The organism is Psychromonas algicola, from assembly GCF_004378355.1.
GTDB lineage: Bacteria > Pseudomonadota > Gammaproteobacteria > Enterobacterales > Psychromonadaceae > Psychromonas.
In genome coordinates, this window is the sequence record NZ_SNUB01000017.1 from 30347 (window position 1) to 43802 (window position 13456).

The window sequence follows — 13456 nt, forward strand, 5'->3', positions numbered from 1 at the left end:
GGTTTTATATAAAAGGCTTTATGATGAATACATATACGTACGTTTTTATATTCTTGCTTTCTATCCCTAACTATCTTTTAGCTGAAGGGAGTGGAAACTCACGGTCCATATTTGCTGACTCTGATCTTGAACATGTTTTTACAGAAGAAATGAACATTGAGCCTCCTTTAATTCATTTTGAAAGCGGTCACCATCTGCTTAAGTTAAGTGAAAAAATGGAAGCGGCACTTGCTGCTTATAATCCAATATTTAAAGCTTGGAAAACTGAAGATTATACGCAAAGTATTGTTGATAGTTTAAAACATGACGGCGAAAATTCAGCGCCTTTTGCGTTTATTAAAAATATTAATCAAGACGATAAACCCGATGTGATCATCGATGGTTTTAATGGAAAAGAGCCTGAAACAATTGCGATTATATCGAATAATGATGACTACCAAGTAAAACATGTGGCTTCTTTGCATACTTATTCCGATCCTAAAACCGTCACTAGTATGAATGATGGTGTTGCAGAGCATGGTTTAAATTATTTATTGTGGCCAAATAAAGATGAAAAGACACAGGCGGTTAATATTTTTACTGTTGGCTTTCCTCAAGAAACCGATTCAGAAGGGGAGTTATTATCTGATGGTGGATTAATTGACTTCCACTTTGAAAACGGTGAGTTTGTTCCCTATTACCCTGAATTTTGATGTAGTTGGACTCATTGTTTATTAAAAATAAAGCCTGAGTCCATAGAAAACAACAATCCGCTACTTTTGTGTGCCAGCTTCGTATAGAATTGACAGTTCTGATCTTTTAAAAGTACAGAGTTTATATCTCGTACGCGATCTCTTTTTTAACGAAATATTATAAGACTGAAGCAATCCAAATGACTGATAAAATAATAGTAACGCACAATGGTAATTTTCATGCAGATGATGTTTTTAGCATCGCTACGCTGAAAGCGGTTTTTCCTCATTTTAAATTAATTCGTACTCGTGATTTAGAAGTCATTAATAAAGCTGATCTTGTGATTGATGTTGGTGGTATTTATGACCCAGAAGCAGGGCGTTTTGACCATCATCAACGTGGTGGCGCGGGGGCTCGTGAAAATGGTATTCCTTATTCGTCATTCGGTTTAATTTGGCAAAAATACGGCCTAGAATTGTGTGAAGGTAATCAAGAGTTAGTTGCTTCTATTGATGCGGGTTTAGTGTCAACAATTGATGCCATTGATTGCGGTCACGTTGAAGGGGTTGCTACTGGTATCAGTCTTAGTCAAACCATTTCAATGTTTAACCCTACTTGGCAAGAAGAAGGCGATTTTGATGCGTGTTTTGATCAAGCGGTTGAATTTGCTTCACGCGTTTTAGCACGCTTTATTGCTTCTGCAAGTGGTGGTTTGAATGCTAAGGCAATAGTGGCTAAAGCCATTGAAGATGCCGCTGACCCTCGAGTGATTGTATTAGAGAAATACATTCCATGGAAACGTACTGTGCATGCTCTATCAACCGAAGCCTTATATATGGTTTATCCATCACAAACAGGGCAATGGAGAATTCAAACTGTGCCTGTTGAGCCAGGATCATTTGAAGACAGAAAATCATTACCTAAAGCATGGGCTGGGCTATCAGATAAAGCCTTGCAAGATGTCACTGGAATCGACGACGCAATGTTTTGTCATAATGGATTATTTATTGCGGGATCTGAGTCATTTGAAAGCACAATGAAAATGGCAGAAATGGCGCTTAAAGCTTAATATTTGTTAATTGATACACCTTTAGCTCGAAAGTTAAAGGTGTCGTCGTTAACGTCTTTTAACGCTTAGTTTCATTATCAGTACCGTTTTTACCAATCGTATTAAATAACTGATTGGTATTATTCAAGGAGCAGAGAATGAGTAAAGTTGCGATAGTTATTGGAGCGACAGGGTTAATCGGTTCAGCTTTAGTGGAAAAATTAATTGATGCAACACACGTATCAAAAATAATCACACTGACACGAAAGCCTATCAGCTATGCTTCACCAAAAGTCTTCAATGAAGTGGTAGATTTTGAAAATCTAGCGCTTTATGCTGAATTGTTAAAAGGAGATTTGTTGTTCTCTTGTTTAGGAACCACGCTTAAACAAGCTGGAAGTATTGAAGCACAGCGTAAAGTCGACCTTGATTATCAATTTAATGCTGCAGAGATTGCTGCCAATAATGGTGTAAAACATTACCTTTTAGTTTCCTCTGCTGGAGCTAATCAAACAAGTAATAAAGCTTATTTGAAAATGAAAGGTGAGTTAGAGCACGTCATTAAATCCTTACCATTTCATCGTATTAGCATATTCCAACCTTCTCTATTAATAGGCCATAGAGAGCATTTTCGTTGGGGAGAGAAAATAGGATCTTGGTTATTACCTGTCTTATGTTTTCTACCTTGGTTGAAACGATATCGTCCCATTTCCGGTGAACAAGTTGCAGCTAAAATGATACAAGTCAGTACTCAAGCGGGTAACCCACTTGAATTCTTCTGCCTTGATGAAATTTTTTTAAATTAGCGAGTTCCTTGTAGACGGTTAGTAAAGCCATTGATACTTTAGTTGATGGTTGTTTTATTTCGTTTGATTTATTTCAGACGTTTAGCATTGTCACAATTCATTTTATTTATATCTTTTTATTGATATAAATCGACATAATTGATAGCGTCATCAAAGATTTACCGCTACGCTTAGTAATGCCTTTTTATTTTCTGTTTAGTATATTGTTGAGATTAAAATATTATGACGATTAATTTACGCTTGATTATTGGTTTTGCCGTAATACTTTTTATGATGGTTGTATTGACTGTTATTAGTATTCATCGTGTTAACTTTATTGACTCTACCATCTCTGAAATAACTGACGTTAATTCAGTGAAACAACGTTATGCGATTAATTTTCGAGGTAGTGTGCATGATCGTGCCATTGCTGTGCGAGATGTTGTTTTTTCTAGAGCAAATAACGAGTTGAACAAAGAGATTGAGTTGATAAATAAGCTTGATGCCTTTTATCAAGAATCTGCATCTTCAATGAATGGTATGTTGTCTTCATCGGATTCCTTTACTGCTGAAGAAAAGTCTATTTATGCCAAAATTAATGAAATAGAAAAGAAAACACTTCCTCTTATTACACAAATTATTAACGCTCAAAAATCAGGCGATGTAGAAGCGGCGAATAAAATTTTGCTTGATCAAGCAAGACCGTTATTCGTCGACTGGCTAGCTACCATCAATCAATTTATTGATTATCAAGAAGTGGTTAATCAACAGGCGACAAAAGAAGTACGCCTTGTCGCAAGTTCCTTCCAAAATTGGATGGTGAGTCTCACTGCGATTGCTATTATTTTAGGTTTATTAACTGCATACCGAATTATTACTCAAATAAGAGATGCTGTTGGTGGCGATCCACAACAAGCGGCCAAAGTGGTTGCTCGTATTTCTAAAGGTGATTTGACTGGTGAAATAAATTCTTGTTGTCCGGATAGCATGATGGCTTCTGTAAGCGTTATGCAACAACAACTTAAAAGTACAGTGAATAGCATTATTCATTCTTCTGGTGAATTATCTGATCGTGCTATTTCGGTGACGGCTGGTTCATTACAAGCACTCACAGCAGCTGACAAGCAAGTGACTGAAACCACGCAAGCTAAAAATAGTTTACAGTCAATGAGTGACAGTGTTCATAGTATTTCTGAAACAGTAAAACAAACTGAAGATAACTCTAAAACCACTGTTGATTTATCGCAGCGTGGTAGAAGTGCTGTTCAAAATGTAGCGACAGAAATAGAAAAAATATCAGACACAGTAAAAGGCACTGTTTCTCAAGTGAATGTGCTACAAGAGCGTACTCGCGAAATTGGTGAAATCATTAATGTTATCCGTAGTATTTCTGATCAAACTAACTTGCTCGCACTAAATGCTGCCATTGAAGCGGCGCGTGCAGGTGAAACTGGTCGTGGTTTTGCTGTTGTTGCCGATGAAGTTCGTCAACTTGCTATACGCACTGGTGATGCAACGGGTGAAATTGAATCGATGATCAAACAGGTTCAACAGGATACACAGGCATCTGTTACAGCGATGGAAACGACGGTTCCTCAAGTTGAAAATGGTTTAACGTTAACGCGAGAAGCGAATGAGTTATTGAATGATATTCAACGTCAAGCGGATGATTCTTTAGCGAAAGTATTAGAAGTGGTGAGTGCGACTAATGAGCAGGTTGCTATTATTTCTGATGTGTCTGGTAGTATGGAAGATATTACAGTGATGTCGCAAGAAACAAGTGAAACGCTTAAGAACAATGTAACTCAAGCAGAGTTGCTTGAAAACCTATCTAAAACACTTAAGAAAGATACGGATTACTTTACTGTTAATTAAAGCTTTTAGTTTATTCTTGAATTCAAATAATAAGTTAGTTATCACTGAATGTTATAGGTGATAACTAATACCATTCCGCATAATATTATGGTCAGGGCTTGTTGAGGGAAAATGATAAAGAGCAAGGCGCATGATTGAGTAATAGCTTGCTATTGCGATTGAATGCAACGTAGCTATCTATTATTTTAACCAACAAGATAGAGCAGATACTTATGTGGATTGGTATAACTTAAATTGTTAATGCTAACGTGTTTAGAAATAGCCTTGGATTAGCAATTACTTCTAATTGACTCTTATCTGGCAAACAATCACTATCAACATAATCTGCGTAAATAGAACCACTTCCTGTTGAATCGAATATTAAGATATCAAAGGCTAATCTATCTAACCCATATAACCCTCTGTGGATCATATCGGCTGAAAAAACTAATAAATCACCTGCATTTAATTGAATTTCTTTCCCTGTTGAAAGGGCTTCACTGCTTACTCTATTATTTTCTTCTTGCCGTACTTCGTATTCTTCTTGATTGTCCCAACGTTTGTGCGAGCCTGGTACTAATTCCATTCCGGGTTCATCAAATAAAGGCACTCTAAAATGAACCACCTGTGTGTCTTGTATTATCTTTTTTTGGTCTTCAATACCATAGTCGTATTGGCAATCACGGTGCCAAAAATTAGTCTGCTCAGCATTATATGGATCAAAGAATAATTGAGTGTTCATAAAAGCAGGCTGGTTAGGAATAAGTGAATCGACTACCTGCATAATTTCATTTGAGCTAATAAAATTAAACAGCTTTATGCGATCTAATGAATTTAAATATTGGCTGCCAGTGATAAGCGAGGAATTAAAAGCTTCTTCTTGGTAGAACTGTTTATTGTCTGATTTCCAGTTTTCATGGAATGTTGAAATAACTTTTCGCAATGCATCCATTTGTTTTGGTTTAAAATAATTTCTGAGTACAAAGTAGCCTTGATCTTCGTAATCATTTTTCCATTGTTCATTATTTTTTTGCATTAATGCTTATTGCCTTTCTCATTTTCAAAAACAGCAGAATGATAACGACTCTGCTGTTATTTTACTAGTTACATTGATCATTAAGATGGTTGGCATATGTAAGCATTTATCAACACAGTGTTATTGTTATTCACTGTGTTTATCGCTGATAATAATTGCTTCTACTAGTTTATTCATATTATCGGCAATGATTTTAGGTTGTTTATATTGGGGATGATAAGGCGCTCCTGTGCGATTAATATAAGCTGCTAACATACCTGCAGAGATTGCTCCATGTGTATCCCAGTCATGAGTTGCTACTAAACGTAATGTTGCTATTGGCTGCTTTAATTGCTCTGCAACGAATTGATACACTTTAGGATCAGGTTTAAAGCTTCCTGTGCTTTCTACTGAAATGACCTGATCGAAATAATCCGATAAATCCGCATTTTTTATTTGCTGTGTAATTAAGTCTAATGAGGAGTTAGAAAAAGCGACGGTACGATATCCATTCTTTTTTAATTTTGTTAATGCTGATTTAATATCGTTATGTGGCGCTAGGTTCGCAAAGGTTGTTAATATTTCATTTCGAGCTTGGTCAGTTAATGTAATGCCTCGGCGTGTCGCTACATTCTCTAACATGTCTGACGCTAACGTTGCAAAGGTGCTTTTTACTCCTGTTAATGCAGCAACAGTAGATGAATGCAATAACATTGAAAACCAAATTGTGACAACGCTTTGATCATTAAATACTTTCTCAAATTTAGGTTTCAATAAATCTAAATTAAGCACCGTTTCATTAATATCAAAAAGTATTGTTTTTTGTTTCAAGATAATTCTCCTATGCCAGATAATTTATGGAAGCTTATTAGCTGTTTCTAATGTGTTTGGTTTGTCTAAACTAGACATGACTATGCTGGCTATAAAGCCGGTTATTAAAATGACGGCCGCCGAAATATATAACATGTTTTGCATGCCCCAATTATTTATGATTAATCCATTGAGCGTGGTGCCTAAAGCGGCGCCAACATATAAACTTAATGAAGCGACTGACATGATAGTGCCTTTCATATTCGGGATTTGTTCCTGTATTTTGGAAATAAAAACAGGTTGAAATAAGATAAAGCCTGACCCAAACATAAATAAATAGAAACAAAACAAAAGTGTATTAGAGGTGTTGGATAAACCTAATAAAGCGCTACTAAGAACAAAACCTGCGAAGGGCATATAATAATGTTGTAATTTATTTCTTAAGCTTGGAATGGTTTTTCCTGTGAACATAATGCCAACCCCAAAAGACGAAAGCATGGTTCCAACGGTGAATATGTCAACGCCAAAACGTTGTGTGATTAATTGTCCTGAATAGGTGAAAATACCAAAAACCGTAAAACCAACAAAAACAAATAGTGGTAACAAAGAAATAACGCCTTTATGTTTTAGCACCGTTTTATAAGAAGCGAACATGTTTAATTTATCACTAATAGGTTTATCTCTTTTGATTAGTTTTATCATTGCAATTGCTAAACACAATTCCATGATGCCATAGGATAAATAAACAAACTTCCAGGAACCAAAATAAGCTATCGCACCACCAATTAAAGTGGCTGTTGCTGTGCCTAAAAAACCAAAAGACATAACCTTGGTTAAAGCTTTAGGGCGCTCATCATCATTTACTGATTGACCAATGTAAGCAAAAATAACGGGTAATAATCCTGTTGCAAAAGCCCCGTTAACCGTCCTAAAAAATATTAATGAAGGTAGATCATAAGCGAGGGCGCCTAATATGCTAAAGATAGCGGTTCCCATCGTAGCAATATGAATGATTAAGACTTTGCCATAGCGATCAGATAAAGGGCCGAATAAAACCGTAAATACACCAAATGCGAGCATATAAGCTGTCACTGACGTTGCAGCTGCATTGACTGAAAAGTTTAAGTCTTGTGCAATATTTACAATTAAAGGGGCCGCTGCGAAATTATCGCCGTTGGCTAAAAACAGTAATAAACCAAATAGAAAAAGTATTGTGCTATTCATCGTTTTATTTGTTCTCATACTAATGATGATTATTTTTGGCATCATGAAGTTATTTAAATGACGGTGCTTTTTATAACTAAATGGTCGGTTAGAAATTGAGTAAATTTTTTTAAATAGATTCGAAAGTGACTTCTATGAAATCGTTTAATTCATTTAAAGTGTGTACTTTTGATGCGATAGAAACGGCCTGTTTCGCAATGATTAGGTAGTTTGCTTTCTTACTCGCTTGTTCTAAATTCATACCTTCAAAGATTAGCTTGTCAATAAACAGTTGTTTTTGATAATCAATAAAACTCTCAATTTCATTTAATATCAAAGCGTTAGTTTCGCCTTTGAGTTCGCCGCGAGTATTGGTCATTAAGCAACCTTTACTTTTAAAATGTTTAGGCTCTTGATTCACTAGCGGAGTATCTGAATAAATCGCTAAAGAGTCATAAAAGTATTCTTTAATGGCAGAAATACCGTTCGGGCTGTGAGCAAGCTTATTAACAACTGGAAGTAGTTTATTTTTGTAGCATTGTAGGCTTTGTAAAAAAACACCTTGTTTACTTCCAAAGCTAGCATAGATAGAAAATTTATTGATCCCCATGCTCTTCTCTAATGAACTCATCGATGTATTTTCGTAACCATTTTTCCAAAAAAGAGCGGTGGCTTTTTCAATAACATCATTGTCGTTATAATTTTTTGTGCGAGCCATTTCTTTTCCTAAACGATCGGTTAGTTAAGTGTTCATCTTAATTCTATGACCAATAATGTCAAGATTATTTCTATTCACGGAGAATGAATAGAAGGTAAATTGGAGGCGGTATTACTTTTTATTCAGCTTTCTTTATTGTCAAAAAGGCAATAATATTGCGGTCACTATTAGGATGCCACACTGGGGAATAATAAATGGATCAACTTAGAGCACTTAAGTATTTTGTTAAAGTCGTAGAAACGGGGAGTTTTACTAAAGCCGCAGTGTTGTTTTCAGTTCCGCCATCTTCTCTTTCTAGACGAATTGCTGATTTAGAAAAAAACTTAGGTGCTACTTTATTAAAACGCTCTACACGCGTTGTGACATTAACTGAAATAGGGCAACGATATTACCAACAAGTCAGTGAGATCATTCGTTCTTTAGAGCTCAGTGATGAATCCGTAAGAACCTATCAAACGACACCAATGGGTGTATTAAATATTAGTTCTACTGTTGGCTTTGGTGAACAAGTGTTATTACCTTTGTTGGATGACTTTTCTGTTTTATATCCACAAATTACGTTAAATGTTAATTTAAGCGATGAACTTTCGACCTTAGCAAGAGATGAAGTGGATCTTGCTATCAGAGGAGGGTATGCACCCGATGAAAGAGTGATTGCGATTAAACTTATTGACAATAATTTCGTCCCAGTTGCCGCACCTAGTTATATTAAAAATGCCGATGATTTATCTGATGCATTAACTTTAAAGCAACACTTAGGTTTGTACTTTAAAACACCAAGAGGGCCAACTCCTTGGTTATGTGAAATTAATGGGCAATGGCATGATGTCTCTGCGCCTCCTAAGTTAATTACCAACAATCGTCACTGGTTGTTACAAAAAGCAATCGCAGGTGAGGGTATTTTAATGATGCCACGTTGGGCGCTTGAGCCTTATTTATCCTCTGGTGAACTGCTTGAATTGACTATTAATCCTTCCGTAACTGTTACACGTAATGCTAATTTAGGAATGTTCTTGTTATACCAAAAACAACGCTATCAAGTGCCTAAAGTGAAAGCGGCGGTGGATTTCTTGGTTTCAAAAATTAAAAACAAAGATGAGTAACATGGATTTAGTACACCTTGGTGCCGAACAGCTTTTAGTTTTAGCGAGTCATTTAACCCTGTTCTTTGTCCTTATTTTTATTCTCTTTGTGTTGCAACGTTCTGTGTTTTTTCTATCCACTCGTTTATTTGATGGTCGAATCATTTATCTGAGTGCTTGGATTGGTACGCCTATTCATGAATTGTCACATGCTTTTTTTTGTTTCTTATTTGGACATAAAATTCAAAAAATCGTGTTATTTAATCCAGACCAAAGAGGAACTTTAGGTTATGTGACGCATTCCTATAATAATCGTAATTTATGGCAAATAATGGGCAACTTTTTCATTGGTATTGCGCCATTGTTTGGTGGTTTATTGGCTCTTTATTTACTCACTTATATTTTATTAGATAATGCAGCTTCTTTATTTCAATTATTAAATTCAGTTTTCTCTGTAAAAGCAACAGGCACTTTTTTTTCGCAATTATTCGTTATCACCACTAATTTCACAGATTTTATAAAACAAGCTTATTTTACCTCTCCTGTTAAGTTGTTGATTTGGTGCTATTGCTGTGCCGCAGTGAGTTTGCATTTATCGCCATCGAAAGAAGATTTAAAAGGAGCTTGGTTCGGCTTTTTTATATTTTTGTTGCTGTGTTTATCTGTGATGGTTATGAATCAACTGTTAGGTTGGGAGTGTTTTTTTAATTGGAAGTTGTTAATCAATTCAGCTTCAGTTTTATATGTGATAGGTATTGTTTTAGCGAGTTTATTACTGTTTATTTTATTTGTTTTAAAAGGTTTATTGTCGATTTTTATAAGGAGCTGATTGAGGGGTAAAGCATTGGTTAGTTAGATAACCAATGCTTTACCCTATAAATAAGATTACATAAATTGCGTTACCAGTGCTTGTTGCTCTTTTAATTTATCTAATAATTCATTAGATAAATTAACTGATTTTTGACCATGTTCTTCTGTCGTTTTTGACATATCTGAAATGGCGACGATATTACGATTTATTTCTTCTGATACTAATGATTGCTCTTCTATGGCGGTCGCTATTTGTGTATTTAAATTAACCAAATCGCTTACTTCTGATGTTATTCTAGCTAATGCTTTTCCAGTACTCCCTGAAAGCGCTACACAGTTTACTGATAACTCTGACCCTTTTTTCATAGCGGTATTTGCAAAATCAGATTCAGCTTGTAATTCACCGAGTAGTTTATTAATTTCTGTTGTGGATTGTTGCGTTCGCATTGCCAACGCTCGCACTTCATCGGCAACCACTGCGAAGCCTCTACCGTATTCACCTGCGCGTGCGGCTTCTATTGCTGCATTTAATGCTAATAAATTTGTTTGATCTGCAATACCGCTAATCTCACTTAGTACTTTCTCGATGGACTCGGAAGCATTAACAAGCCGTGTAATTGCATTTTCTACTTCTGTTAATTGTTTTGCTAAATCATTATTCGCGTTAATGTTCTCATGTACTATTTCTTGCCCTTGGTGACTAATTGTTAAACTCTGTTCCGATGCTTTTGCCGCATTATCAATCACTAACGCAAGATCTTGAATTGTTGCTGACATTTCATTCATTGCGGTTGCAACTTGATCTGTTTCATTATTTTGCTGCGATAATATTGTCGATACATTTCTTCCTGACTCTGCAGAGTCTGTGGCTGTTGCTGCAATATTCTCTGAGACATCACAAACTCTACCGACTATTGCTTTAAGTTCAGCTTCACGCATTTTTAATGCAAGTGTGATCGCACTAATTGCGTTGTTATTTCCTGAATATAGATAAGCCATTAAAGGGTTGTCGAAAACCTCTTTCGCTTCTTTTATAAGTCGTTTAAATTTCTTCCGCCAATTAAAAAATAACCAACACAATGTTGCTGAAATAGTAACCATTGGCATACTTATCATATGTGGCACGTTACTTAACGTAGAAATGTAAATGGTATAAATCAATGATGTGATAAAAAACAATTGAAACCAAAAGGTGAGGTCTACATTAAACTTCAATTTTAAGGGCAATTTACCTTGATTGATTTTTTTGTAGGTTTCTTCTGCTCTTTCCACAACATCTCGATCAGGTTTTGTGCGGACAGATTGATACTCAAAAATATGCCCATTAGCATCTTTTATAGGAGTAACAAAGGCATTTACCCAATAATAGTCGCCATTTTTACATCGATTCTTAACGGGACCCATCCACGAATGTCCTGCTTGCGCATATTGCCATAAATCACTAAATGCTGCTTTAGCCATGTCTGGATGGCGAACTATATTATGTGGTTCTCCTTGAAGTTCTGATAATGTATATCCTGCAATATTACAAAAATCCTGATTAGCATATTTTATATGGCTATTTAAGTCCGTTGTTGATAGCAGTATTTCATTCGCAGCAAACAATCTTTCTTGACTCATGAATTTATTACCTCGTTTTATTTTTATTTTTTTACGATTCGCAATATAAAGTCGTTATAAATATACAGTGCGTGAGAGGTGTAATAAGTTAGATGTTTTTTTATATCATGTTTTGATTCACATCATTAATAATTAAAAAGTAGTACGATTCATGTACAGGATCTTTGCTGGTTATTATTCAAATTGAAAAAATAATTTGCCTAAAAAATGAACTGGTTTTAGGTTGAAATAGGAGGACTAGTTATTTAGCATTCTATATTAGGAAAAGTATGTGTTTAATTGCTTACTTTATATTGCCCTGATCTTAAATAAATTCAGCTGTACAAGGACTGATAATAGGCCTAATTATTTCCCCTATGTTGTATCTTGAGCTGAGTCGTTGGTTCATAACTAAAAATGTGACAGGGTTTGCAATAACAATGAGTTAACTCAATTTTGATTTAATTCATTGTTATTAATTTAATTTCATACTTAATATAGCAAATTTAGTTTTTTGGATTTTATGCAATTTCTGTCCAAGAAGTACTGCCGCAGTACTTAATCCTACTGTTATACCAATCCAAAAACCAATGGCTCCTAGCGGTGCAGTTAATAGATCTGTCATGCCTAATACATAACCTAATGGTAAACCTACCACCCAATAAGAAATAAAGGTACGAGTGAAAATCGCTGTCATTTCTTTATAACCACGAAGGGCGCCAGCTGCAACTACTTGAATAGCGTCAACACATTGGTAAATAGCTGATAATAGGATTAATGTGATTGCCAAATCAATAACTTCTTGATTGTGCGAGTACAGCATTGCAATTTGCTCTTTAAATATGATGGTTGTGATTGCAGTAAAAAACGACAATCCCAGACCGATAGCTAATCCTGCATAACTTGCTTGCTTCGCTCCCATATTGTTTTTTTGGCCTAAATTAAAACCAACTCGAATACTAACAGCGTTTGCAATACTCATAGGTAGCATAAATATCATGCTAGAAAAGTTAATTGCAATTTGATGTGATGCCACCACATTTGCACCTAAAGGTGCCACTAAAATGGCAATTGCGGCGAAGATTGTCACTTCAAAAAAGATAGCAATAGCAACAGGTAACCCTAATTTGGTCATCATAAATAAATGTTTAAAATCAGGTCGAGTAAATTGTTTAAAAAGAGGGTAATGTTTAAGTTTCTTTGTATATAGCGCATAGAAAGCTAATGCGATTGCCATGATCCAATACACAATTGCAGTTGCTACACCACAACCTGCACCGCCTAATGCGGGTGCACCTAATTCTCCATACACAAACATCCAATTTAATGGAATGTTAACAAGCAGACCTATGAATCCAATCACCATAGCAGGTTTAGTCAGTGATAAACCTTCAATATAATTACGTAACGCTTGGAATAATAAAAACGCTGGTATGGCAAAGATCATGGCATATAAATAATGGGTGGTGATGGTTGCTAGTAAATCTTCAATTTCCATGAATACCATTAACATGCCTGCATTAAATAGAATAAATGCAATTGGAATGGATAATATTAATGCAAGGTATAAACCCTGTTGCCCTGTTTTAGGTATTTGCAATAGATCATTTGCACCATGAGCTTGTGCTGTTAAGGGCACAATGGCCATTAGCACGCCCACTCCGAATAAAATACAGGGTAGCCAGATGCTGGATGCGATAGCCACTGCTGCCATGTCCGTTGCACTCACACCACCTGCCATAACTGTATCGACAAAACCCATTGCCACTTGTGCAAATTGCGCAATAAAAAGAGGAATGCTTAGTTTTATGATTTTTTTAGACTCGATGATAAAAGGCACAAACTACTCCGAAGAAATTA

General features: G+C 35.7%; 12 protein-coding genes. 6 read left to right on the forward strand and 6 right to left on the reverse strand.

Annotation, left to right across the window (positions count from 1 at the left end):
* Positions 1–23 precede the first annotated feature (23 nt).
* The 4 genes from E2R67_RS09915 to E2R67_RS09930 all read left to right on the forward strand — a co-directional run bounded on the left by E2R67_RS09915 (position 24) and on the right by E2R67_RS09930 (position 4380).
* Positions 24–692, forward strand: coding sequence for a hypothetical protein (locus E2R67_RS09915; protein WP_134290799.1), 669 nt, complete (start codon positions 24–26; stop codon positions 690–692).
* Between the two features lie 179 nt (positions 693–871).
* On the forward strand, positions 872–1741 hold the full coding sequence (locus E2R67_RS09920) for an MYG1 family protein (RefSeq protein ID WP_134290800.1): 870 nt from the start codon (positions 872–874) through the stop codon (positions 1739–1741).
* Between the two features lie 137 nt (positions 1742–1878).
* On the forward strand, positions 1879–2526 hold the full coding sequence (locus E2R67_RS09925; protein WP_134290801.1) for an NAD(P)H-binding protein: 648 nt from the start codon (positions 1879–1881) through the stop codon (positions 2524–2526).
* Between the two features lie 222 nt (positions 2527–2748).
* Complete coding sequence (locus E2R67_RS09930) at positions 2749–4380, forward strand: methyl-accepting chemotaxis protein (RefSeq protein WP_134290802.1); 1632 nt, start codon at positions 2749–2751, stop codon at positions 4378–4380.
* A 229-nt stretch (positions 4381–4609) separates the two neighbouring features.
* Here E2R67_RS09930 and E2R67_RS09935 read toward each other — a convergent pair whose 3' ends face one another.
* The 4 genes from E2R67_RS09935 to E2R67_RS09950 all read right to left on the reverse strand — a co-directional run bounded on the left by E2R67_RS09935 (position 4610) and on the right by E2R67_RS09950 (position 8105).
* Positions 4610–5395: a phytanoyl-CoA dioxygenase family protein gene (locus E2R67_RS09935; RefSeq protein WP_134290803.1), complete on the reverse strand. Its 786-nt coding sequence runs from the start codon at positions 5393–5395 to the stop codon at positions 4610–4612.
* 126 nt (positions 5396–5521) lie between these two features.
* A complete protein-coding gene (locus E2R67_RS09940; RefSeq protein ID WP_134290804.1) occupies positions 5522–6205 on the reverse strand; it encodes a haloacid dehalogenase type II in 684 nt (227 codons plus the stop codon).
* A 24-nt stretch (positions 6206–6229) separates the two neighbouring features.
* Positions 6230–7408 carry an MFS transporter gene (locus tag E2R67_RS09945; protein WP_166739361.1) on the reverse strand — a complete coding sequence of 393 codons (1179 nt, stop codon included), beginning with the start codon at positions 7406–7408 and terminating at the stop codon, positions 6230–6232.
* Between the two features lie 109 nt (positions 7409–7517).
* Positions 7518–8105, reverse strand: coding sequence for a TetR/AcrR family transcriptional regulator (locus tag E2R67_RS09950; protein WP_134290806.1), 588 nt, complete (start codon positions 8103–8105; stop codon positions 7518–7520).
* Between the two features lie 194 nt (positions 8106–8299).
* Between E2R67_RS09950 and E2R67_RS09955 the strand changes: the two genes are divergently transcribed.
* Positions 8300–9208, forward strand: coding sequence for a LysR family transcriptional regulator (locus tag E2R67_RS09955; protein ID WP_134290807.1), 909 nt, complete (start codon positions 8300–8302; stop codon positions 9206–9208).
* A gap of 1 nt (position 9209) precedes the next feature.
* Positions 9210–10016 (forward strand): M50 family metallopeptidase, encoded by an 807-nt coding sequence (locus E2R67_RS09960; protein ID WP_134290808.1) that lies wholly within the window; start codon positions 9210–9212, stop codon positions 10014–10016.
* A gap of 56 nt (positions 10017–10072) precedes the next feature.
* Here E2R67_RS09960 and E2R67_RS09965 read toward each other — a convergent pair whose 3' ends face one another.
* Both E2R67_RS09965 and E2R67_RS09970 read right to left on the reverse strand, forming a co-directional pair.
* Entirely contained in the window at positions 10073–11617 is a 1545-nt protein-coding gene (locus E2R67_RS09965; protein ID WP_134290809.1) for a methyl-accepting chemotaxis protein, read from the reverse strand.
* 454 nt (positions 11618–12071) lie between these two features.
* On the reverse strand, positions 12072–13436 hold the full coding sequence (locus tag E2R67_RS09970) for an MATE family efflux transporter (RefSeq protein WP_134290810.1): 1365 nt from the start codon (positions 13434–13436) through the stop codon (positions 12072–12074).
* Positions 13437–13456 lie beyond the last annotated feature (20 nt).